This is a genomic window from Streptomyces sp. ISL-11, from assembly GCF_018614525.1.
Taxonomy (GTDB): domain Bacteria; phylum Actinomycetota; class Actinomycetes; order Streptomycetales; family Streptomycetaceae; genus Streptomyces.
Genome location: NZ_JAGGOL010000029.1, coordinates 183,022 through 205,464, shown reverse-complemented (window position 1 = coordinate 205,464; position 22,443 = coordinate 183,022). Strand labels below are relative to the sequence as shown.

The 22,443-nt window shown below is 70.9% G+C and carries 24 protein-coding genes; 13 read left to right on the top strand and 11 right to left on the bottom strand.

Features of this window, described 5'->3' with window-relative positions; genetic code table 11:
• Together J7E86_RS08830 and J7E86_RS08825 are read left to right on the top strand one after the other, a co-directional pair.
• On the top strand, positions 1-808 hold an 808-nt coding region (locus tag J7E86_RS08830), incomplete at its 5' end, for an energy-coupling factor ABC transporter ATP-binding protein (RefSeq protein WP_215080978.1).
• Positions 805-1,635, top strand: coding sequence for an ECF transporter S component (locus J7E86_RS08825; protein WP_308312523.1), 831 nt, complete (start codon positions 805-807; stop codon positions 1,633-1,635). The genes J7E86_RS08830 and J7E86_RS08825, both read left to right, overlap by 4 nt.
• Before the next feature lie 258 nt (positions 1,636-1,893).
• Here J7E86_RS08825 and J7E86_RS08820 read toward each other — a convergent pair whose 3' ends face one another.
• A complete protein-coding gene (locus J7E86_RS08820) occupies positions 1,894-3,063 on the bottom strand; it encodes a steroid 3-ketoacyl-CoA thiolase (protein ID WP_215080976.1) in 1,170 nt (389 codons plus the stop codon).
• 244 nt (positions 3,064-3,307) lie between these two features.
• On the opposite strand from J7E86_RS08820, the gene J7E86_RS08815 reads away from it, so the two are divergent.
• The 4 genes from J7E86_RS08815 to J7E86_RS08800 all read left to right on the top strand — a co-directional run bounded on the left by J7E86_RS08815 (position 3,308) and on the right by J7E86_RS08800 (position 7,574).
• Positions 3,308-4,552 (top strand): cytochrome P450, encoded by a 1,245-nt coding sequence (locus tag J7E86_RS08815; RefSeq protein WP_215080975.1) that lies wholly within the window; start codon positions 3,308-3,310, stop codon positions 4,550-4,552.
• A gap of 144 nt (positions 4,553-4,696) precedes the next feature.
• Entirely contained in the window at positions 4,697-5,317 is a 621-nt protein-coding gene (locus J7E86_RS08810) for a DUF6230 family protein (protein ID WP_215080974.1), read from the top strand.
• 1 nt (position 5,318) lies between these two features.
• Positions 5,319-6,032, top strand: coding sequence for a DUF6114 domain-containing protein (locus J7E86_RS30885; protein ID WP_308312522.1), 714 nt, complete (start codon positions 5,319-5,321; stop codon positions 6,030-6,032).
• An 831-nt stretch (positions 6,033-6,863) separates the two neighbouring features.
• A complete protein-coding gene (locus J7E86_RS08800; RefSeq protein ID WP_215080973.1) occupies positions 6,864-7,574 on the top strand; it encodes a hypothetical protein in 711 nt (236 codons plus the stop codon).
• 23 nt (positions 7,575-7,597) lie between these two features.
• Here J7E86_RS08800 and J7E86_RS08795 read toward each other — a convergent pair whose 3' ends face one another.
• From J7E86_RS08795 to J7E86_RS08785, 3 genes are all read right to left on the bottom strand, one after another.
• On the bottom strand, positions 7,598-9,652 hold the full coding sequence (locus J7E86_RS08795) for a bifunctional glycosyltransferase 87/phosphatase PAP2 family protein (protein WP_215080972.1): 2,055 nt from the start codon (positions 9,650-9,652) through the stop codon (positions 7,598-7,600).
• 178 nt (positions 9,653-9,830) lie between these two features.
• Entirely contained in the window at positions 9,831-10,079 is a 249-nt protein-coding gene (locus J7E86_RS08790) for a hypothetical protein (protein ID WP_215080971.1), read from the bottom strand.
• The gene (locus tag J7E86_RS08785) at positions 10,076-10,429 is read right to left on the bottom strand and encodes a hypothetical protein (protein ID WP_251018821.1); all 354 of its coding nucleotides are present in this window, start codon (positions 10,427-10,429) and stop codon (positions 10,076-10,078) included. The genes J7E86_RS08790 and J7E86_RS08785 overlap by 4 nt, the downstream gene beginning before the upstream one ends.
• Before the next feature lie 116 nt (positions 10,430-10,545).
• Here J7E86_RS08785 and J7E86_RS08780 point away from each other — a divergent pair, with 116 nt between their 5' ends.
• Positions 10,546-11,088, top strand: coding sequence for a GNAT family N-acetyltransferase (locus J7E86_RS08780; RefSeq protein ID WP_215080970.1), 543 nt, complete (start codon positions 10,546-10,548; stop codon positions 11,086-11,088).
• Between the two features lie 7 nt (positions 11,089-11,095).
• Here the strand turns inward: J7E86_RS08780 and J7E86_RS08775 are convergent, their stop codons facing one another.
• Complete coding sequence (locus tag J7E86_RS08775; protein WP_215080969.1) at positions 11,096-13,186, bottom strand: MDR family MFS transporter; 2,091 nt, start codon at positions 13,184-13,186, stop codon at positions 11,096-11,098.
• Positions 13,187-13,455: 269 nt separating this feature from the next.
• Between J7E86_RS08775 and J7E86_RS08770 the strand changes: the two genes are divergently transcribed.
• The 3 genes from J7E86_RS08770 (at position 13,456) to J7E86_RS08760 (ending at position 15,277) form a co-directional block, all read left to right on the top strand.
• Complete coding sequence (locus J7E86_RS08770) at positions 13,456-14,127, top strand: HAD-IA family hydrolase (protein WP_215080968.1); 672 nt, start codon at positions 13,456-13,458, stop codon at positions 14,125-14,127.
• Positions 14,128-14,268: 141 nt separating this feature from the next.
• Complete coding sequence (locus J7E86_RS08765; RefSeq protein ID WP_215080967.1) at positions 14,269-15,063, top strand: hypothetical protein; 795 nt, start codon at positions 14,269-14,271, stop codon at positions 15,061-15,063.
• A gap of 16 nt (positions 15,064-15,079) precedes the next feature.
• A complete protein-coding gene (locus tag J7E86_RS08760) occupies positions 15,080-15,277 on the top strand; it encodes a hypothetical protein (protein WP_215080966.1) in 198 nt (65 codons plus the stop codon).
• A gap of 267 nt (positions 15,278-15,544) precedes the next feature.
• Here the strand turns inward: J7E86_RS08760 and J7E86_RS08755 are convergent, their stop codons facing one another.
• From J7E86_RS08755 to J7E86_RS08745, 3 genes are all read right to left on the bottom strand, one after another.
• Complete coding sequence (locus tag J7E86_RS08755) at positions 15,545-15,946, bottom strand: hypothetical protein (RefSeq protein ID WP_215080965.1); 402 nt, start codon at positions 15,944-15,946, stop codon at positions 15,545-15,547.
• A gap of 444 nt (positions 15,947-16,390) precedes the next feature.
• Complete coding sequence (locus J7E86_RS08750) at positions 16,391-17,155, bottom strand: GntR family transcriptional regulator (RefSeq protein ID WP_215080964.1); 765 nt, start codon at positions 17,153-17,155, stop codon at positions 16,391-16,393.
• A 149-nt stretch (positions 17,156-17,304) separates the two neighbouring features.
• Positions 17,305-17,772, bottom strand: a complete 468-nt coding sequence (locus J7E86_RS08745) for an NUDIX hydrolase (RefSeq protein ID WP_215080963.1) — start codon at positions 17,770-17,772, stop codon at positions 17,305-17,307.
• Positions 17,773-17,790: 18 nt separating this feature from the next.
• Here J7E86_RS08745 and J7E86_RS08740 point away from each other — a divergent pair, with 18 nt between their 5' ends.
• A complete protein-coding gene (locus tag J7E86_RS08740; protein ID WP_215080962.1) occupies positions 17,791-18,570 on the top strand; it encodes a GntR family transcriptional regulator in 780 nt (259 codons plus the stop codon).
• A gap of 319 nt (positions 18,571-18,889) precedes the next feature.
• A complete protein-coding gene (locus J7E86_RS31995) occupies positions 18,890-19,195 on the top strand; it encodes a DUF6255 family natural product biosynthesis protein (RefSeq protein WP_374223778.1) in 306 nt (101 codons plus the stop codon).
• Positions 19,196-19,223: 28 nt separating this feature from the next.
• Here the strand turns inward: J7E86_RS31995 and J7E86_RS08735 are convergent, their stop codons facing one another.
• The 3 genes from J7E86_RS08735 to J7E86_RS08725 form a co-directional block, all read right to left on the bottom strand.
• Positions 19,224-19,733, bottom strand: a complete 510-nt coding sequence (locus tag J7E86_RS08735) for a GNAT family N-acetyltransferase (RefSeq protein ID WP_251018820.1) — start codon at positions 19,731-19,733, stop codon at positions 19,224-19,226.
• 215 nt (positions 19,734-19,948) lie between these two features.
• Positions 19,949-20,530, bottom strand: coding sequence for a TMEM165/GDT1 family protein (locus tag J7E86_RS08730; RefSeq protein ID WP_215080960.1), 582 nt, complete (start codon positions 20,528-20,530; stop codon positions 19,949-19,951).
• 185 nt (positions 20,531-20,715) lie between these two features.
• Positions 20,716-21,552: an ABC transporter permease gene (locus J7E86_RS08725; protein ID WP_215080959.1), complete on the bottom strand. Its 837-nt coding sequence runs from the start codon at positions 21,550-21,552 to the stop codon at positions 20,716-20,718.
• Positions 21,553-21,801: 249 nt separating this feature from the next.
• On the opposite strand from J7E86_RS08725, the gene J7E86_RS08720 reads away from it, so the two are divergent.
• Complete coding sequence (locus J7E86_RS08720; protein WP_251018865.1) at positions 21,802-22,443, top strand: HNH endonuclease family protein; 642 nt, start codon at positions 21,802-21,804, stop codon at positions 22,441-22,443.

The following is a 22,443-nucleotide window of genomic DNA, read 5'->3' as shown; positions in this document are numbered from 1 at the left end:
CCGCCGCGGCGGGCTGCTGCGCAGGGCCGCGCGCCCGGCCGCCGACGAGGCCGCGTCCGTGACCGGCCTCGCCGTCCGGCACGGCCGCGTCGTCGCGCTCCGCGACATCGACCTGTCGGTACGGGCCGGGGAGACCGTCGCGCTGATGGGCCGCAACGGCGCGGGCAAGTCCACCCTGTTGCGCACCCTGGTCGGCATGCACAAGCCCGCCGCCGGCACGGTGCGCGTCGGCGGCGCGGTTCCCCGGTCCACGGCGCCCAAGGAGCTGCTGCGCCACGTCGGTCTCGTACCGCAGGAGCCCCGCGACCTGCTGTACGCGGACACCGTCGCGGCCGAGTGCGAGGCCGCGGACGGCGACGCGGGCGCGTCGGCGGGCACGTGCCGGGCGCTGGTCTCCGGGCTGCTGCCCGACGTGGCCGACGCGACCCATCCGCGCGACCTGTCCGAGGGCCAGCGCCTGGCGCTCGCGCTCGCCGTGGTGCTGACGGCGCGTCCGCCGCTGATCCTGCTGGACGAGCCGACGCGCGGCCTGGACTACGCGGCGAAGGCCCGCCTGGTGGACATCCTGCGCGGACTGGCCGCCGAGGGCCACGCGATCGTTCTGGCCACGCACGACGTGGAACTGGCGGCGGAGCTGGCCCACCGGGTCGTCGTCGTCGCGGACGGGGAGATCGTCGCTGACGGTCCGACGGCCGAGGTCGTGGTCGCCTCCCCGGCGTTCGCGCCGCAGGTCGCGAAGGTCCTCGCGCCCCTGCCGTGGCTGACGGTCGCGCAGGTGCGGGGCGTGCTCGCGGGGGCGGAGGCGTGAAGGGGAGCCCGCCCGTCACCGACCGCCAGGCGCGAGCCGTCCGGCTCGGCCCGCGGTCGGTCGCCGCGCTCGCGCTGATCTCCGCCATCGGCGTGGCCGCCTTCGGCTGGCCGCTGCTCGCCGACTCCGCCTCCGGGCTGGCGCACTCGCAGGACGCGCCGTGGCTCTTCGCGGCCCTGCTGCCGATGCTCATCGCGGTCGTCGTGGCCACGATCTCCGACACCGGCCTCGACGCGAAGGCCATCGCGATGCTCGGCGTCCTGGCGGCGGCGGGCGCGGCGCTGCGGCCGCTGGGCGCGGGGACGGCCGGGATCGAGCCGATGTTCTTCCTGATGGTGCTCTCGGGGCGCGTGCTCGGTCCCGGCTTCGGTTTCGTCCTGGGCTCGGTCTCGATGTTCGCGTCGGCGCTGCTGACGGGCGGGGTCGGGCCGTGGATGCCGTTCCAGATGCTGGCCATGGGCTGGGTGGCGATGGGCGCGGGCCTGCTGCCGGGCCCGGACCGGCTGCGCGGGGGCCGGGAGCTGGTGATGCTCGCCGCCTACGGGGCGGTGGCCTCGCTCCTGTACGGCACGGTGATGAACCTCCAGGGCTGGCCGTACATCGGCTCCCTGGCCACCGGTGTCTCGTTCGTCCCGGGCGACCCGCTCGGGGAGAACCTCGCCCGCTTCGTCGCCTACTGCCTCGCCACCTCCCTGGGCTGGGACGTGCCCCGGGCGGTCGTCACCGTCGTGGCCACGCTCGCCCTGGGCCCGACGGTCCTCAAGGCGCTGCGCCGGGCGACGCGCCGGGCGGCGTTCGACGCGCGGGTGTCCTTCGAGGACGCGTAGGCGGGTCTTCGGCTGCGGGCCGTGTCGTGCGCACCACCGCTGCGCGGCGGTGTCCTCAATCGCCGGACGGGCTGCTGTGCTGTGTCCTCAAACGCCGGACGGGCTGAAAGCGGCTGAGCCCAGCGCAATCAAGCCCGTCCGGCGATTGAGGACGCGCCCGCAGGGCGCCCGCCGCCGCAGGCGGCAAAACGGCCCGCAGCCGAAGACCAGCGAGCCACCCGCTCAAACCCCGGTGCGGCCACCCGCAGGCCCCCGCACTCACAGCCGCTGAATGATCGTCCCCGTCGCCAGCCCACCCCCCGCGCACATCGTGATCAGCGCGAACTCGCGATCCGCACGCTCCAGTTCGTGCAGCGCCGTGGTGATCAGGCGCGCGCCCGTCGCGCCGACGGGGTGGCCCAGGGCGATGGCCCCGCCGTTGACGTTGACCTTCTCCAGGTCCTGTTCGAAGACGCGGGCCCAGGACAGCACCACCGAGGCGAACGCCTCGTTGATCTCGACCACGTCGATGTCCTTCAGCGACATCCCGGCCCTGCCCAGCACGGCCCGGGTCGCGTCGATGGGCCCGTCGAGGTGGAAGTGCGGGTCGGCGCCGACGAGCGCCTGGGCGACGACCCGGGCGCGGGGGCGCAGCCGGAGCGCGCGGGCCATGCGCTTGGAGGCCCAGAGCAGGGCGCAAGCGCCGTCGGATATCTGCGAGGAGTTGCCGGCGGTGTGGACGGCGGTGGGCATGACGGGCTTCAGCCCGCCGAGCGCCTCCATGCTCGTGTCGCGCAGCCCCTCGTCGCGGTCGACGAGCCGCCACATGCCCTGGCCGGCGAGCTGCTCCTCCTCCGTCGTGGGCACCTGCACGGCGAAGGTCTCGCGTTTGAAGCGCTCCTCGCTCCAGGCGCGGGCGGCCCGTTCCTGGGAGAGCAGTCCGAAGGCGTCGACGTCCTCGCGGGTCAGGCCGCGCTTGCGGGCGATGCGCTCGGCGGCCTCGAACTGGTTGGGCAGGTCCACGTTCCACTCGTCGGGGAAGGGCTTGCCGGGGCCGTGCTTGGAGGCGCTGCCCAGCGGGACGCGGGACATGGCCTCGACGCCGCAGCCGATGCCGATGTCGATGACACCGGAGGCGATCATGTTGGCGACGAGGTGGTTGGCCTGCTGCGAGGAGCCGCACTGGCAGTCCACGGTGGTGGCGGCGGTCTCGTAGGGCAGGCCCATCGCGAGCCAGGCGGTGCGCGCCGGGTTCATCGACTGCTCGCCGGCGTGGGTGACCGTGCCGCTGACGATCTGCTCGACACAGTCGGGCTGGATGCCGGTGCGGGCGAGGACCTCACGGTAGGTCTCGCCGAGCAGATAGGCGGGATGGAGGTTGGCGAGGGTGCCTCCGCGCCGGCCGATGGGGGTGCGTACGGCTTCGACGATGACGGGTTCCGCGGCCATGCTCGTCCTCTCGTGGCATCCGCAGGGCGTCCCGGCGCCCCCGGCGCTGTGTCGACTCCCCGAATCCCCCGTCGAACTGGTACGCGTTCTCGTTCTGCCCGCAGTCTTATGACTGCTACCCCCGGTACGCAAGGGTCGCGCACGGGGTACGTACGCAACAGATGGCGTCGTCGGCCTTGCCGTCGCGGGCCGTCGTCACTACCTTCAGGGCATTTCTGATGGCCCATCAGAAAGAGAGCCCCCCATGCCCTGTCCCGCGCTGCCCGACGGCTTCGACTTCACCGACCCCGACGTCTACCGGCACCGGGTGCCCCTGCCGGAGTTCGCCCTGCTGCGGCGGACGGACCCGGTGTGGTGGAACGCCCAGCGCCACGGCGCGGCGGGCTTCGACGACGACGGCTACTGGGTCGTCACCCGGCACGCGGACGTCAAGGAGGTCTCCACGCGGCCGGAGGTCTTCTCCGCCGCCCGCAACACCTCGATCATCCGCTTCCACGAGCACATACCGCGCGACCAGATCGACGCCCAGCGGCTGATCATGCTCAACATGGACCCGCCCGAGCACACCCGCGTGCGGCAGATCGTCCAGCGCGGCTTCAGCCCGCGCTCGATCCGTGCCCTGGAGGCGGCCCTGCGGCGGCGCGCGGCGGCGATCGTGGCCGGGGCCCGGGAGCGCGGTGGCGGCGACTTCGTCACCGACATCGCCTGCGAACTCCCCCTCCAGGCCATCGCCGAGCTCATCGGCGTCCCCCAGGCCGACCGGGCGAGGATCTTCGACTGGTCCAACAAGATGATCGCCTACGACGACCCCGAGCTGGCCATCACCCCGGAGGTCGGCTCGCACGCCGCGGCGGAGCTCATCGCGTACGCGATGAACCTGGCCGCCGCACGCAAGGAGTGCCCCGCGCGGGACATCGTCAGCCGGCTGGTGGCCGCCGAGGACGAGGGCAACCTGGGCTCCGACGAATTCGGCTTCTTCGTGCTGCTGCTGGCCGTCGCCGGCAATGAGACCACGCGCAACGCCATCAGCCACGGCATGCACGCCTTCCTCACCCACCCCGAGCAGTGGGAGCTCTACCGGCGCGAGCGGCCGGCCACCACCGCGGAGGAGATCGTGCGCTGGGCGACCCCGGTCGTCTCCTTCCAGCGCACGGCGACGTGCGACACCGAACTCGGCGGCGCGCGGATCGCGGCCGGCCAGCGCGTGGGCCTCTTCTACGCGTCCGCCAACCACGACCCCGAGGTCTTCGACCGGCCCGACGACTTCGACATCACCCGCGACCCCAATCCCCACCTGGGGTTCGGCGGCGGGGGCCCACACTTCTGCCTCGGCAGGTCGCTCGCGGCCCTGGAGATCGACCTCATCTTCCAGGCGATCGCGGACACCCTGCCCGGCATCGAACTCATGGGAGAGCCGAGGCGGCTGAGGTCCTCGTGGCTGAACGGAATCAAGGAGCTCAGAGTGCGGTACACGCCATCGCGCGACTGAACTGACGTAACGTCAACTTCCTTGTATACCAACGGAATCGGTCCGTACCAGAACCTTGTATACGGCCGATCGGCGGACTTACTCTCGGGTACGCCTTGCGGGGCCGTCCCGAGGCCCTCCGACGTCTCCGAGGGGGACATCAGCATGAAGGACGCTCAAGGAAGACAGGTGACAGGACGCGTCAGGTGGCGGAGGTTCGCCGTACTGGCGGTACCCGGTTTCGCCGCCACGGCCGCACTGGCCGTCGCACTCGCCCAGGGGGCGATCGCCGCCTCCTTCGCCGTGTCGGGACAGCAGTTCAAGGTCTCGGCCGAGAGCCTGGTGGGCGAGGGGTTCGCGCAGTACGGCGGCGTGGACGGCAACGCCAACGGCGACCTGCTGCCGGTCGCCATCACGGCCATCAAGAAGGCCGAGCTCAGGAAGCTGTGCCAGTCCGTGGTGATCGGCGTGCCGGTGCTCGGCGACATCTCGCTCAACCTCACCGCCGGCGGCGGCAAGGACCCGGTCAGGGCGAAGGACCTCTTCGTCGACGCCACCCAGCTCGGCGGCAACGCGGAGTTCACCAACATCGAGATCGGCCGCGACGCCTCCACGCTGGACAAGGGGCCGGACTCGGCGCAGGGGATGCAGGGCATCTTCGCCCAGCAGGCCGACCACGTGAAGATCACCGATCTTCAGCAGACCGCGTGGGCGACCAACGCCGCGACGTTCAACCTCGCCGGTCTGAACATGCACGTCAACAAGGGCAAGCGGGAGTGCTTCTGACGTGGCGGCCGGCACCGAGCCCGGCCGTCCACGACGGCACCCCTGGGCGGCGTGGCGCCGCTGGCGCAAGGGACGCCCCTTCTGGGGCGGCTTGGCGGCCGTGCTGGCCGGCTCCGAGATCTGCGCCATTCCGCTCGCCCCGCTGAAGATCATGCTCCATCAGGGAATCGCGGGCCTGCCGTCGGTCCTGATGGGCCTGATCATGATCGTGATGGGCCTCACGGCCTGGTTCGCACCGCAGTACCGTGCGCTCGCCGGCATCCTCACGGTCATGATCGCGGCGGCGGCGCTGGTCTTCTCCAACCTGGGCGGATTCCTGATCGGCACGATCCTCGGTATCACCGGCGGCGGAATGATCTTCGCCTGGCAACCGCAGGCGCCCTTGGCGCCCGAAGGGGCGCCGGTTGCCGGCGACGAGCCGGCGTCCGACGTGGAACCCGGCACGGGCCGGGGCCGCGAGGGCGGCTGGGAGCCGAGCACTGAGCCGGGTTCCGGCACGGCTCCCCGAGCCGACACGGAGTTCCGAGCCGGTACGGAACCGGGCACCGGCACGGGATCACGGGCCGGTATACAGCCCGGTACCGAACCGCAAGCCGGCAGCACTCGACCGCGCGCCGACAAGGACCTACGAACCGGCGCCGAGCAACGAGCCGGTACGGAACCCGGTGTCCGTGCGGAGCCGCGGACTTGGCCCCGGCCCGGTACCGACGCCTAGGGCGTGTCCGATGGGTCAGCACGGACCCTGCGACATTCCCCAGCTACCGCTGGGGAAGGTGCCCCGAGCACTGGACACCGCAAGTTCCGCACCGACCCATCGGACGTGCCCTAGCGACCGAACCCGAGGAGGCCGGCGAGCAATAGGATGCCACCCACGAGCGGGAGGAGGGCAGGGGCGAGAATCATGGACCCACCTTTCAGCGACGGTTGCCAGCCGCTGTCTGCCCCTGCCGACGAACCGGCACTCGTCGTGTCCCCCATACGGGGACAGGTGTATCGATCCCCCGCCTCCTTGCGCGAAGGCAATACCCGCGGCCGGTCGGCGGCACCAGACACCACAGGTCTCGCACCGACCCATCGGACACGACCTGGCCACAAGCCGGTACGCGGCCCGTCACCGGCGAGGTCGGGCCGGCCGGCCCCGGTCTCCGCAGGGAGCCCGGAGCCGACCGGCACCGGCGGCCGGTCGCCGAGCCAGGCACCGGTCCGGGCCGCAACCGGGTCCGTGACCCGGCTGCGGCCCGGTCTCCGCACCACCGGCCCCTCAACCGGCCCCCGCCTCACCCCCGGCGGAGACGACAGGGGCAGCGAGCAGCGACAACCGGCCCGCCGGGGACGGCGGGCACCGACCCGGCAGGGGCAGCCGCCGCCGACCCGCCAGGGCCGGCAACCACCGAGCCCCCGGACGCAAGGACGCACCCGAACCGCACAGGCGCGAGACCCCAACCGCACGGGCGCAACCCGAACCTCACTGGTGCAGGCGCGGCCGTACACGCGCAGCCGTACCCGCACGTCCCACCTCCCACATCACCTCCACCCAGGAGAACCGATGACTTCTCGCACCCTCCACCCGCGCGCCCTGCTCGCCACCGGCGCTGGCCTGGCCGTCACCGCGGCCCTCACCCTGACCGGCGCCGGGCCCGCCGGTGCCCAGCCCCCGGCGGGAGCTGCCCCCCTGGCCGATTCCACGACCGTCTCGCCGGCCGGTCACTACTTCGCGGCCACCCTCAACGGCAAGGCCACCTTCAAGATCGGCGCGGTGACCGTCACCTGCAAGGTCTCCACCTCGCAGCCCACCGCGGGCGGTGGCGACGACAACAACCGCATACCGGCCGCGCCCGGCAACCACAACGACGCCGGCCCGGTCGGCAGCCCCATCAACGCGCCCACGTACTCGTCCTGTACGACCAGCCAGATGGGGGTGACCGCGACCGTCACCACGTCGGGCGCCTGGGCCGTGTCCATGCAGTACGGAACGCCGTCCACGGCCACCCTGACCGTGCCCAGCGGCGGCCTGGTCGCCCGGACCAGTGGTCTGGCCAGCTGCACGGCGACCGCCGCGCCCACCGCACCCGCGCAGATCGCCAGCACCTTCACCAACGGCGAGCCGTCCACGCTCACCGTCACCAACGCCTCGGTGCCGGTGAAGGTCGTCGGCGGGTTCGGCTGTCCGACGGCGGCGACGTCGTCGGTCTTCAACGCCGTCTACGACGTCACGGACGCCACCGACCCGTCCTCACAGATCACGGTGACCAGCTGACGTGAGGGCCGGCGCGCGGCGGGTCAGCTCGTGCCCGCCCGCGCCGGTTCCGCGTCGCCGCCCGTCGCCGGCCGGAGGTCGTCGCCCGCGCCGCGAGCCCCTGGCACCTTCGCCAGGGCTTGGCGGCCGGGGCCGGTCAGCGCGTACTGGATGGCGAAGCCCGACATCACGACGAGCGCGCCGCCGGCCGCGTCGAGCACGTAGTGGTTGGCGGTGCCGACGATCACGGAGAAGGTCAGCAGCGGGTAGAGCATGCCGAGCCACTTCATCCACGCCTTGGGCGCGATGACGGCGATGACGACCCCGCACCACAGCGACCAGCCGATGTGCAGCGACGGCATGGCCGCGTACTGGTTGGACAGCTCCGTCAGCGCCCCGAAGTCGGGATTGTCCAGGTCCTGCGGGCCATTGGCGGTGTCGATGAAGCCGCGGCCGGGCATCAGCCGGGGCGGCGCGAGCGGGTAGGCCCAGAAGCCGACGAGCGCCATCAGCGTGGCGAGCGACAGCGCGGTGCGGGCCCAGCGGTAGGTGCCGGGCCTGCGGACGTACAGATAGCCCAGCAGCGAGACCGGCACCAGGAAGTGGAAGGTGCCGTAGTAGTAGTTCATGCTGCCGGTCAGCCAGTCGACGCCGGCCACGAAGTGGTTGAAACCGTGCTCGACGTCGATGTGCAGGAATTCCTCGATGCCGATGATCTGCCGGCCGTGGGACTCCGCGAGGGCCCGCTCGTCGGGCGCGCTGGCGCGGATGAAGGAGTAGACCCAGTAGCCGACCCGTATCAGCATCAGCTCCAGCAGGACGTTCGGGCGGGTGAGCGGGCGCTTCCAGAAGTGGAAGAGCGGCATCCAGGAGAAGCGGCCCGGCCGCGGCTCGGTGACCGGGGTCGGCAGCGGCCGGTCCCACAGCGGTGACGTGCGGGAGAGGAAGGGCACCGCGCAGGCCGCGATCAGGGCGGCCAGCAGCGGGGCGTTGTCGCCGATCGGCCGCAGGAGGTGGTTGTCCGGCATCAGGACGGTGCTGGTCAGCGTCATGACGAGGACGACCATGACCGGCCACACCAGCCGGTCGGCACGGCGCTTGCCGACCCGGCCGACGACCGCGAGCAGGATCCACAGCTGCTGGTGCTGCCAGGCCGTGGGCGAGACGGCGACCGCGACGCAGCCGGTGAGGGCCGTCGCGAGCAACAGCTGCCCGTCCAGGGCGTATCGGGCGGCCCGGCGCAGGCCGAGCACGGCGACGCCGGCAGCGAGGAGCCCGTACAGCGCGAGCTCGGCCGGGCCGTGCAGCCCGACGCGCAGCAGCAGGCCGTGCAGGGACTGGTTGGCCAGGCCGCCGGGCGCGGAGCCGAGGCCGGCTCCGGCGATGTGGTGGACCCAGTACGTCCACGAGTCGTCCGGCATGGCCACCCACGCGAGCGCCGAGCAGACCGCGAAGGTGACGCCCGTGACGCCGGCGGCGCGGCGGCGCCCGGTCAGCCGGAGGAGGACGGCGAAGAGCAGCACGGCGGGCTGGAGCGCCGCCGCGACACCGATGAGGACGCCGGGCGCGCGGCCGGATCCGAGGGCCAGGCGCGGCAGGCAGCAGCCGAGGAGTACCAGCAGCACGGGGATGATGCTGGTCTGACCGAGGGTGAAGGTGTTGCGTACGGGCAGGGAGAGTACGGCGAGGATGATCGCGACGGGGGCGGCGAGCAGTCCGGTCCGGCGGGAGACCTCGCCGGGCAGCGAGCGGGCGGCGACGAGTCCGAGGGCGACGACGAGCAGCAGCGTGCCGAGGGTCCAGCCGATGCCGAGACTGTGCTCGGCGGCGCGGGTCAACGGTTTGAGGACGAGTCCCGCTAAGGGGGTACCGGTGAAGTCGTCGGTGTCGTACAGCGAGCCCCGTACGTGCAGGACACCGTTGTCACCGATCCACCGTTCGAGGTCGGTCAGGCGACGCTCCGGGGGCAACCGCAGCACGGCGGCGGCCTGGCGTACTGTCAGCAGCCCCGCGACCAGCCACAGCGCTCCCAGCGCCAGCGCGGTCCGGGACCCGGCCCTCGGCGGACTCCCCAGCCCGCCCCTCTCCGCATTCGCCACGCCCCGCAGCTCCTCCGAATCGCCGGCCCGGTCACCCTCGTAGGGCTGTTTCAGACCTTACTGAGTCCTACGGAACAGACGCAGGTCTCCCCCAGGTCACCTGACAACCTCCCACATGTGACCCGATTTCACGCGTGGATGGCCGACCGGCGGGGGCGCCGCCGCTGGGGGCGGGCTCCTACCAGGCGGTCACCTGCAGGACGTATACGCGCTCGTGCCGCGGCACCACCTGGTAGACGAACATCCCGTCGGCCACCAGGGCGCTTCCGCCCTGCGGGGACGCCCCCTCGTAAGCCCGGCCGTGGACGTAGAGGGCCTCGGCGGCGCGCACCAGTTCGCCGGCCTTGTCCTCGACGTCCTTGACCAGGACCGGCGGGAGGCCGGTGACGACATGCTCCTCGTCGGGCGCGTACTCCGCCCAGCTCACTCCGTCGCCCCGCGGGCCTCGTCGAGGACGGCTACGAGTTCGGCCGTGGCGGCGCGCCACTCCGGGTCGTGGCGGTCGAGGGTCTGCACCGCGCGTTCCGCCGCTCTGCGCCTGGCCAGAAGATCCGGGCGGCGCTCCACCTCGACCTCGCCCGCCCAGATCGTCAGCCAGCCGCGGATCGGGCCGAGACTGTTGCTCTGGGCGGCGAGTTGGAAGGCTTCGTTCTTCTGCCGCTCCATCTCGGCGAGCCGGTGCGGGGCGAGCCGGGCGATCGCCAGGCGCAAGGCGTCGGGAGTGCGCTCAGGTCGTGCCATGGCCGCGCCCCCGGCCGACTGCTCGGCTGCGCTCATGCCGTGCCCCTCTCTCCCGTGTCCCGGGTGGCGTTGCGTGCGTGCGACGGCGGCTGTCGCCGGGATCACCGTACCGGCGGGCCCCGCCCCGCGAGGGCCCATGCCACCATGCCCACATGATCGAACACACGACCGACACCCCCTCCGTCGGCCCCGCGTGGAGCGTCGCTCCTCGGTCCGTCCGTTCCGCCGACGCGGCGGCGCTGCTGCGGGAGTACCTCACCGACGTCGCCGACCGCTGGTACGTGCTCCACGAGGGCCGCAACGTCACGCCCGAGGAGATCGAGCGGCATCTCGCCGAGGACCCGAGCGACGATCTCGCCCCGCCGGACGGCGTGTTCCTGGTCGCCCGGCACGGCGACGGCCCCGCCGGCGGGTGCGTCGGGCTGCGGCGGCTCGACGCGCGGACGGCCGAACTGAAGCGGATGTACGTACGGGCCGCCCACCGCGGGCTCGGCGGGGCGCCCGCGCTGCTCGCCGCCGCCGAGGCCGCCGCCCGCGCGTGGGGCGCCGGGCGGATCGTCCTGGACACCCGGAAGGACCTGGTGGAGGCCATCGCGCTGTACACACGGCACGGCTTCGCGCCCGTACCCCGCTACAACACCGCCGAGGACAACCCCTACGCGGAGGTGTGGCTCGCCAAGGAGCTGCGGCCCTGACGGGCACTCAGACGCCGCGCCGTTCGGGCCGCGGCCTGATGTCGTGGTCGCGCCGCAGGTCACCGTTGTGGGGCTGCTCGGAGTCCGAGCCGCACAGCTCGTGGTTGAGCTCGTGGACCAGCGTGGTGAGGTCGGTGGGCCGGTCCGGTGTCCACCAGTCGCCCAGCAGCTCCGCCAGCGATTCCTCCCGGGCCCGGTAGAGCAGCTGCGCGACCCGGCGCCCCTCGTCGGTGAGGATCAGCGGCAGCCCGTCCCGCATGGCCAGGCCGCGCGTCTCCAGCTCGCGCGCCGCCTCGGTGACGACCCGCAGCGGAATGTCGACGCGCTCGGCGAGCAGCGCGGGCTCCGTGGACCCGTAGCGGTTCATGCGCAGCAGCATCCAGCTGGCGGCGGGCTGGAGATCGAGCCCGGCCCGCACGGTGATCGCCTCGTAGATCCGGCGTTTGCCCTCACGGCTGCCGAGGAGCGACAGGGCGCGGGCGCACTCCTCCCGCGAGGAACGTTCGACGGGGTTGCTGGAGAGGACCTCGCTGGTGTCGGGCGCGGTGACGCTGGCCCGCAGTGGGTCCTCGCGCAGCAGCCAGGCGAGGACGAACGCGACGAGCACGGCGGGCACCGCGTAGAGGAAGACGTCGGTGATCGACTGGGAGTAGGCGCCGAGGACGCCGGCCCGTTCCCCCGGCGGCAGGGAGGAGACGGCCCGCGGGTCCGCCTGGAGCCTGCCGGGCGTGACGCCGGGCGGCAGCGCCGCGCCGGCGAGGGCGTCGCTGATGCGCGGCCCCAGCTTGTTGGTGAAGATCGTGCCGAAGATGGAGACGCCGAAGGACGCGCCGATGGAGCGGAAGAACGTCGCCCCGGACGTCGCGACGCCCAGGTCCTCGTAGCCGACGGAGTTCTGCACCACCAGGACGAGCACCTGCATGACCAGGCCGAGCCCGAGGCCGAAGACGAAGAAGTACACGCTCATGACGGCGGTCGAGCTGTCCGGGCCGAGCCGGTGGAGCAGGAGCAGTCCGATCGCGGTGACGCCGGTGCCGGCGATGGGGAAGACCTTGTAGCGGCCGGTGCGGCTGACGATCTGGCCGGAGGCCGTCGAGGCGATCAGCATGCCGGCCACCATCGGCAGCATGTGCACACCGGACATGGTCGGCGAGACGCCTTGGACGACCTGGAGGAACGTCGGCAGGTACGTCATGGACCCGAACATCGCGAAGCCGATGACGAAGCCGATCACCGAGCAGAGCGCGAACGTCCGGATGCGGAACAGCTTCAGCGGCAGTACGGGCTCGGCCGCGCGCCGCTCCACCAGCACGAAGGGCACCAGCAGGACGGCGCCCAGCACACCGAGGCCGATGATCTGCCAGGACGACCACGGGTAGGTGACCCCGCCGAGCGAGGTCATCAGCACCAGGCAGGTGGCGACGGCCGCGATGAGGAACGTGCCGAGGTAGTCGATGCGGTGCGGGGTGCGGCGGACGGGGATGTGCAGGACGGCGGCGATGACGAGCAGCGCGACGATGCCGATGGGCACGTTGATGTAGAAGACCCAGCGCCAGCTGAGGTGGTCGACGAAGAGCCCGCCGAGCAGCGGGCCCAGCACGCTCGTACCGCCGAAGACCGCGCCGAAGAGCCCTTGGTAGCGGCCTCGCTCGCGGGGCGGCACGATGTCGCCGACGATCGCCATCGACAGCACCATCAGCCCGCCGCCGCCCAGGCCCTGCACGGCGCGGAAGGCGATGAGCTCGCCCATGTTCTGGGCGACGCCGCACAGGACCGAGCCGAGCAGGAAGATGACGATGGCCGTCTGGAAGAGCTTCTTGCGCCCGTACTGGTCGCCGAGCTTGCCCCACAGCGGGGTCGCCGCGGTGGACGCCAGCATGTAGGCGGTGACGACCCAGGACAGGTGGTCGAGCCCGCCGAGCTCGCTGACGATCGTCGGCAGCGCGGTGGAGACGATCGTCTGGTCGAGGGCGGCCAGCAGCATGCCGAGCAGCAGCGCGCCGATCGCGACGAGCACGGTGCGCCGGGGCTGCTGCGCGCCGGGCACGGCCGTGGGATCCGGCGCGGCCGTGGCGGGGGCCGGGGCGTCGTCCGCCATGGGCAGGCTCCTGAGGTACGGGCCGGCGGCGCGGGCATCCCGTACGGACCACCCGGCGCCCTGGCATCCCATCGTGTTCCGGATCGGCGCGCACGGCCTGTCGGGGTAGGCCATTGGCAGCCCCGGAGGCCGGATACGGGGGGCCTGACCTGGTCCTGTTGGCGTTCGGGTGTAGTTTTTGTATCGTTGAGAAACAAAGTGACTCCGCCCGTATTCCCTGACCGGCGGGCGGGGTCGCTTGCCTTCTTCTTCCGTCCTGGAGTCCGCCGATGCCGGCCACCGCCCCCACGACCACGCTGACCGCCCGCGCCCTCCTCCTGGACATGGACGGCACGATCGTCAACTCCGACGCCGTCGTGGAACGCTGCTGGCGCGGCTGGGCCGCCGAGCAGGGCCTGGACGGCGACGAGGTGATGAAGGTCGTCCACGGCCGCCAGGGCTACGCGACCATGGCCGTCCTGCTCCCGGACCGCCCGATGGAGCGGAACCACGCCGACAACCGCCGCATGCTCGCCGCGGAGACCGCCGACGTCACGGGCGTCGTCCCGGTCCCCGGCGCCCCGGCGTTCATGGCGTCCCTCGCCACGCTCCCCCACGCCCTGGTCACCTCGGCCGACCGCCCCCTCTCCGAGGCCCGCATGAACGCGGCGGGCCTGCCGATGCCGGCACTCCGCATCACGGCGGAGTCGGTAGGCGCGAGCAAGCCGGACCCGGAGGGCTTCCTCAAGGGCGCGGCGGCCCTCGGCTTCACGCCGGCCGACTGCGTCGTCTTCGAGGACTCCGAGGCGGGCATCGCGGCGGGCAAGGCGGCGGGCATGCGCGTGATCGGTGTCGGCCCCCGCGCGGCGGCACACGCGCCGGATGTCGCGGTGACGGACCTGACGCGGATCCGGGTGGAGGCGGCGACGGACGGCGGGATCGTGCTGCGCGTCGAGGGCTGAGGCGGGGGGGCCGTCGGCCCCCGGCGATCGCGAGCCGCTGGGCATCCCGGACAGCGAAGCGGGTACGGAAGATTGTGGTGAACAGTCTCCTGAAGGCCAAATCGCTGGTGTTCCATGGCGACACAGGTCCAGGGTGGAAACATGGCGAATCGCGAGCGGATAGATGTCGCAGCGCTGATCGCACGCCAGTGCATCGCGGTGACCCTGGGGGTTGACGTTGAGGTCCACGACGTCGATGGCAAGCAGGGAGCACACGACCTTGCCTTCGCCTACGACGGCCGAGACTGTGCCGCTGAGGTCAAACTCGTCGTCGATCCAGCACAGCGTGAAGTTGAGGCGAAGGCAGGTAAGTTCGGCTACAGAGTGGACAACAGGTTGCGCCACTCGTGGACGGTCTACCTGTCCCCGGGGCGACGCTGGAATACCGCGCTGACGCAGATACCAGCCTTGCTGTCCAGGGTTGAGGTCGCTGGCGATAAGGTCCTCGCACACCCTTGGCGGCGAGGAGAATTGAGTGAACACCTAGATCGCATCGGCGTGGACGACCTCGTGTGCGTTCCGCCTACGGAGAAGCACCCGCCGGGCTATTACGTTATGCCTGCTCCTTGGGGTGGCGGTGTCCCGAGCATGGACGAAGCTGTTGCGTCAGCTTGTCAGCATCTGGCCAGCCAAGTGATGCGCAAGATCCGGAAACAACTGGCGAATGCGCAAGCAGACGAGAAGCACGCCTTCCTCTTCTACGGCTGGGAGTACATGGAGGCAATCCCGTTCAGCCGCGACGATGAGTTCCCTAGGGCTGCCCCTCAGCTCCCGGCTGGCGTGGATGCCCTTTGGCTGACCTCCACACTGCATGAGAGTGCTGTCGTGGTCTGGCTTCCCGACCGCGGATGGCTCAGAGCCGCACGGCTGGGGTGGAACAACGATCGCGTCAGTTGAGGAATACCGTGGCGGCATGCGGAACGAGAGACATGATGAACGGCTGTCGGAGGAAGAGCTGGAGCTCTTCCTCCAATACCTCCACCGCTTCTGCAAGCACGACCTCGACCTCTTCGCGACCATGGAAGCGGGGGATCCCGACCGCCCCGCCTATGTGACGCTCTCCAGAGATCCAGCCCCTGGAGTCGAGCGAGCCGTCTACCGCCGACCATGAGTCAGCCTCGTGCAGAGGTCAGGCGTTTGAAGCTGCGGAACCGATCGAAGACTCGCTCAGCGACGAGTGCTGGAGGCTCACTGCCCCAAACGCGCCAGAACTCCCCTGAGGTAATCGCCGCCAGAGGCTCGCCTCCGGGTGGAGGGCGACGTCTGTCAGGAAGCCGAATCTGTCGGTTCTGACCGAGGGCTCCAGTCTGCGGCTGACCCAGGCCACCAGCGGCCAGGGCGTCGTCCCGCTGAGCCAGCCGCGCTGATCCCAGCCTGCTCAGATGGCCGGCTCCGGAAGATGCCCGAGGTGCTCGATGACTCGCTTACGCAGGAGAAGGTACTCGTCCCAGCGGCGGGGCAGAGGACCTGGAGGGCGTTCGACGACACGGGCCGCGGTGACGCTCTGGCCCCGCTGGAACTGCTCATGCGTCAAATCGAGTTCCACGCCGCTGGGCAGCCGGTTCCACCAGTGAAAGCCGTGCTGGTCACCGACGAGGTGCACTTCGCCGAGCATGAGGTCGCCACCGAAGATGTCATTGACGATCAAGGACGTGATGTCACAGTGGCCCCAGGCCGGGTTGAGTGACTGCCATTCGGCCTGGTCGTCGGGCGAGCAGGTGTCAGCCGCCCAACTGGCTCGCAATGCCTTGTCGAGGTCGAGCAGGCTCCAAGGAATCATGCTCGCAGCATCGCAGCCAGCACTGACATCGGAGTCGCCGGAGGCGCACAACGAGCCCCGGCGTCCAACACGGACGAGCCCCATCCGAGGGACGAATAATCACACCGGACAGGGAGATCAACTGTCCGCCCACACAAGGACCTGAGATGTCCGCCCACCCGGACGGCCCGCTGTCCGTGGACACCGTCTGCGGCGTCGGAGTCGTGCAACGTGAAGCGTACGACCAGGCCAAAACCTGCGGTCATGTCGGTCCCTCCTCCCAGGCCACATCAAGACTTCCAGAACGTCCACCACGGGGGTAGTCGCGCTCCCACCGCCCGTTGTCGGACTGATGGATCACGAGCATGCACCCGTCGTCGCGCACGACGGCTCCTGCCACCGAGACGGAGCGAAGCGGCGTGGAACCGTGAGCGACAGCGGCAGTCATGCGCATGAGCGTGCCCGTCAGAGCTGGCCGTCGAACTCGTACTCCAGCACATACGACGCGGCGTCGAGCGTCATCTCATTGAGCTCGACAGCCTTGCGGTCCTCGGTGAACACGGTGCGGCAGATCAGGATGACGGGTGTTCCCGGAGCGAGCCCAAGACGCTCCGCCTCGTCGCCGGACGGCATCCGACAGCGGATTTCCTCACGGAAGTGGATGGGCTTGCAGCCGAGTTCCGCCAAGCGCGCGTACGTACCGCCGGGACCGGTGTCCTCCCGTACGACGGGCGTCCCGGCCACAAGGTCGGCAGGCAGATACGACGTGGAAAGCAGAACCGGCTTGCCGTCGAGGACGTAGCGCCGGTTCCGCACGCAGACGGAGGCGGCCGAGTCCAGGCCCAGAGCCGCGGCTACGTGTTCCGGCGCGTCTTGTTCCGTGACCTCGATCCGATCGACCACAAGGGTGCGGTCCCCGATGTCGGCGGACCATATGGACCGCCCGGTGCCCCATGTCTCCTCGGCCAGCCGCTGAATGCCTCTCCGCCGGAGCGGCCGGAAGGCCCGAACGAAGACACCCGCCCCCTTCCGGCCCTCGGCGATGCCTTCGCTCTGCAGCACGCCAAGCGCTTGGCGAGCGGTCATGCGGGCCACCCCGTAAGTGGCCATCAGCTCGTTCTCGCCAGGCAGCCGACCACCTGGGCCGTACTCGCCGGCCTGGATCGCCGCCCTGAGATCGGCAGCGATCCGCTGGTACTTGGGCTGGCGGCCAGCACCCTGGTCGGTCATCGAGTGATCACCCTCTTTCTTCCACCGGAAGCCTCTCCGCGCTGCAGCGGTCAAGCCGATGATCGACGGATCATGTCAGCCCTGAGGGGACGACGGGCTTCCCGTATCGGGGCCGGCCACCGGATACGACGCACGACTGAACCCTCGGCTTACGTCGTCGGAATCAGCCGCCAGCCATCGTGGACCCTTACGTGCGGAGTGTCGTCGCTCAGCGCGTCCAGGAGGCGCACGGCGTACGCCTCCGTCATCGACGAGGCGATCTCTTCCGGGGCCAGCCAGGAGACAGCGGCGGCCTCGTCGGAGGGCCGCTCGGCGCCGCCGACAGGGCTGCAGCGGAAGACCAGGGCGACGATGCCACGCGTCATGTTCTTGTAGACGCCCGTCAGCCGCTGCACGTCGACCTTGATGCCGGTCTCTTCCAGTACTTCCCGGCGAGCACCCTCCTCCGGGGCCTCTTCGATCTCCAGCACGCCGCCGGGCAGTTCCCACCGCCCGTTGTCCGCCCGGCGGATGGCCAACATGCGCCCGTCCTCCCGCACGACGGCCCCCGCCACCGAGACGGAGTGGAGCGGCGTGGACCTGCGAGACTGTGCAGCCGTACTCATACGGATGAGCATAAGGAGAGCGGGCAGCTCATGGGGAACGAGGTCTCACGGGACTCGGGCAAGCCGCGCTACTTGCAGATCGCGGACGATCTGGTCGAACAGATTCGCCTGGGCGCGCTCGCGCCCGGCACCCAAGTTCCCAGCGAGTCCGACATCATGGAGCGCTATGGGGTCTCCCAGGGGACTGTCCGCAAAGCGATCGCCGAACTGCGCACCGCTGGGCTCGTAGAGACCCACCACGGACGCGGCTCCTACGTCAAGAACCTGCCTCCGGTCCGCAGGAAGTCCTCGGAACGCTTCCGCGGGTCTCACCGCAGGGCAGGCAAGGCTGCCTACCTCGCCGAAGCGGAGCAGGCAGGACACACACCAGACGTGCACGTCCTCTTCGTGGGGCCGATGGACGCCCCGGCCGATATCGCTGAGCGTCTGGGAATCCCTGCCGGCAAGAAGGTTCTCGCCCGGCGCCGTCGGTACTTCGTCGACGGTACGCCAACCGAGGAAGCGACGTCCTACCTGCCGTGGTCGGTCGCGAAGGACATTCCGGAGCTGTTCGACGAGAACCCTGGCGGAGGCGGCATCTACGCTCGCCTTGAAGAACACGGTCACACGTTCGCCGAGTACGTCGAGACCATCCGCGCACGCCTGGCCACCAAGCAGGAAGTGGCCGCATTGCGGCTGAGCCCCGGGGCTCCGGTGATACATCTCGTCCGAGAAGCGGTGACGGACGGCGGGCTCGTGGTCGAGGTTTGCGACACGCTCATGGCTGCCGACCGCTTCATCCTCGACTATCGGATTCCCGCCCGTGATTGATGGTGATTCAGCTTAACGAATCAGCCATACGGGAACACTGGACCGCTTGACTCGGAACCAAGGGTTGCGTCACGCTCAACACATGCACTCATGTACATGAGTGCATGTGTTGCTCTTCCTCCACCTCGCGATCAGGAGGCCTGATGCACGACCCGACAGATAGCCACCTCTCGAGCGAAGACCGTCACGAGGTCGACCGACAGCCACGGCCTGACCGTTGCGCACAGTGCGACGAGATCAAGGCCAAACGCTATGAGGCGTACCGACAAGGTGACCTCGGAGCAACCATGGCGATGACCAAGGCGATGGGCAGGCACTGGTGGGCGGCGCACGGTTGAGCCGGGCATGGTCCGGCCGCCCACGAGGAGCTGAGGGAACCCGCCTGCCGTGCCCCCACCCCTGCGAGGGGTGGGTGGCCTCGGGCGGCGTGCTGATGTGCGGCCGGTGCGGCGTCCGGCGCTTCACGGACTATCGTGCGCTCGGGCCAGCCGTCGAACCGCCCGGAAAGTGGACCTCTACCGGGCCCACCGTGGCCGTCACAGGCACGTCCTGTCTCTACCCACACATTCCAGCTGTCGGGAAGCCCACCCATGCGCTTCCCGTGCCCGGCCTCGGCGGCGACTGAGCGCCAGTCACCGCCGAGGCCGTCGTCCCTACCCCCGCGCGAACTCCGCCGCCGTCACACCGAACCGTGCCACCGACCCGTCGGCGCTCCGGCGCCGCAGGCCCGCCTTCTCCTGTACGCGGACGGAGGCAGGGTTCGACAGTTCGACTTCGGCTCGTACGGTGTGGACGCCCGGCGCCGAGAAGGCGTACTCCACGATGGCCCGGGCGGCCTCCGAGGCGTAGCCGAGGCCGCGCCGGGACTCCACGACGCCGTAGCCGAAGTCGACGGCGCCTTCGTCCGGCGGCCAGAACAGGCCGATGGCGCCGACCACCAACCCGCTCTCCCGCTCGATGATCTGGCGCTGGCCGTACGCGTCCAGCGCCTCGGGCCGGTCGGCGACGAAGCTGGCGATGACGCGGTCACCCTCGGCGGGGAAGCCCGGTGCCCAGTGGGGCAGACGGATGCCACCGAGGACGGCGGTGATGTCGTCGGGGGACCAGGTCCGCAGCACAAGGCGGTCGGTGGTCAGGTCCGTACCGGTCGGAGACGACGTCAAAGAGAAAGAGGAAAACACGCGACACTCCTGGTCGTGTTGGGACGACCGGGCCGCGGTTCCTACGCTCGCGCGACCCGGACGAGGGCATGCTGACGAAGCGTGGGGCGTTCCATGGCCTCATCCTCCCTCTCCCGGCGGCGGTCACGCGCCTCGCACGCCTGCGCGCGAGACGGATCGAGCCTACCCCGCCACCGCCTCGGCCCATCGGCCTGCCCCTACCCCGCCACCGCCTCGTACAGGCTGAACCCCGCCAGCGCCAGCATCACCACCGCCGCGATCCGCGTGATCAGCGCCAACGGTACGAACCGCATCAGCGTGCGCCCGCCCACGATGCCCAGGCCCGCGACCGTCCACAGGGCCAGCACCGCGCCGATGCCGACCGAGAACGGGTCGTCGTAGCGGGCGGCGAGGTTCGCGGTCATGATCTGGGTCAGGTCGCCGAACTCGGCGACGAGGATCAGCATGAAGCCGGCGCCGGAGACCTTCCAGAAGGACTGGTCGGCGGGCTTGCGGAGCTCCTCCTCGCCGTCGTCCTTCTTGAAGATCAGCATGGCCGCGCCCGCGAGGAAGAGCAGGCCGACGACGGCCTGCACCAGCCGGTGCGGCAGCAGCGTCAGGACACTGCCCGCCGCGATGGCCAGCGCGACGTGGACGGCGAAGGCGGCGGCGACACCGACGAAGACGTAGCTCGCGCGGTAGCGGGTGCCGAGCATCAGGCCCGCGAGGGCGGTCTTGTCCGGGAGCTCTGCCAGGAAGACGACGCCGAAGACCAGGGCGGCGACGGTGAAGCTGAACACGGGTGATTCCTCGATCGGTCGGGGTGCCGCACCGAGAGACCTGCGTGATGTCAGGGGTCGCTTCGGCACGGCAGCGTCATGGACACTGCGGCCGAAGGTCTCGCTGGCCCGTCATGTAAGAACGGACGGGCCTCCGGGCGCCGGCCGAGGCGAGCTCGGCAGTATGTCGACGGTCCGGCGAAGAGCTACTCCCCTTCTGCTCCCCTCAGGGTACGCGACCGCCGGCGCCACCGCCCGGGGCCGCCGCCCGCCACCGGGGCGCGGTGCAACAGCCCCCGCGCGATCAGCTCCAGCACCACCGCGACCGCCACCACCTGCACCGCCTCCAGCGCGACCAGGACGAACAGCTGCACCGCCCCCGCGAGCACCGGCGACGCGCCGCCCAGCAGCATGCCCACGAACGCCCCCGGCAGCGTGACCAGCCCCACAGTGCGCGTCTGGTCCAGCCCCGGCAGCAGCGCGTCGGAGGCCGTCGGGCGGGCGATCTCCAGGCGGGCGTCGCGGTCGAGCAGGCCGAGCGCCAGGCCCGCCTCCACCTCGCCGTGCCGGGTGCGCAGCTCGTCGAGCGCGCGCCGCCCGGCCAGGACGGTCGCGGTCAGGCCGCCGCCGATGAGGATGCCGGTGACGGGGATCAGGGCGACGCCCTTGAGCGGTACGAGCCCGGTCAGCAGCAGCACGGCGACCACCGGCAGCACCCCCGCGCCGATCGGCGCCGCCGCCCACCACCAGGTGCGGTTGTCCGTGATGCGGCGCCCGGCGGTCCGCACCGCGATCGCGAACATCAGCGCGAGGAAGCACAGCAGCAGCGGCACCGCCCGTACGACCCAGCCGATGAGGGCGGAGACGGCGGCCAGCTGGACGGCGGCGCGCAGGCCCGCGAGGGCGATCGCACGGGCGTAGCCACGCTCCCGGGTGTCCGCCAGACGGGCGAACGCCGCGACGGTCACCGCGGCGAGGAGCAGCGCCGCGAGCACCACCCCCAGGGTGGTGTTGACGGGCAGCAGGGCCTCGGCGGCGAGCACGCGGTCACCCTAAGGGTCGCGAACTCCGTGGCGCGGGCGTACACGTGGTGGTGTGTCAGGCACCGAACTTCACTTCCGCAACCAACTTCACTTCCGCAACCCCTTGCTTTGACATGAGCGCGTCGCCACCCTGTTACCTGGCGACCACCCCCAGGCAACCGGGCGCCGAGATCCTGGCCGCGCTTCGACGGCCGCTGACCCCCCACTCCAAAGGGAGTTCCCATGTCCGGAATACGCATCCCCGGCGCTCTGCGCGGCGTCTACGCGCGTCGCGCCGCGGCCGTCGGCGGGCTCACCGCCCTCGTCGGCTCGCTCGTGCTCAACGGCCCCGCCGCCCACGCCGCGCCGCCCACCCCGCCGGACGCCGCGACCGTACGGACGTACCTGGGCCAGCTGACGGTCCAGGCCGAGACGTCGATGGACGGCTACAGCCGCGCGAAGTTCCCGCACTGGAGCACCCAGTCCGGGCAGTGCAACACGCGCGAGGTCGTCCTCAAGCGCGACGGCGAGAACGTCGATCAGGACGCCAAGTGCGCGGCGGTCAAGGGCACCTGGGCCTCGCCGTACGACGGCGCCACCTGGACGGACGCGCAGGACATCGACATCGACCACGTCGTGCCGCTCGCCCAGGCGTGGCGCTCGGGTGCGAGCGCCTGGACGACGGCGCAGCGGCAGGCGTTCGCCAACGACCTGACCCGGCCGCAACTGATCGCCGTCACCGACCGCGTCAACCAGGCCAAGGGCGACAAGGACCCGGCCCAGTGGATGCCGCCGCTGAACTCCTACGCCTGCACGTACGCGCGCATGTGGGTCACGGTCAAGCACCACTACCAGCTGACCGTCGACCCCGCCGAGAAGACGAAGCTGACGGGCATCCTCAACGGCTGCTGA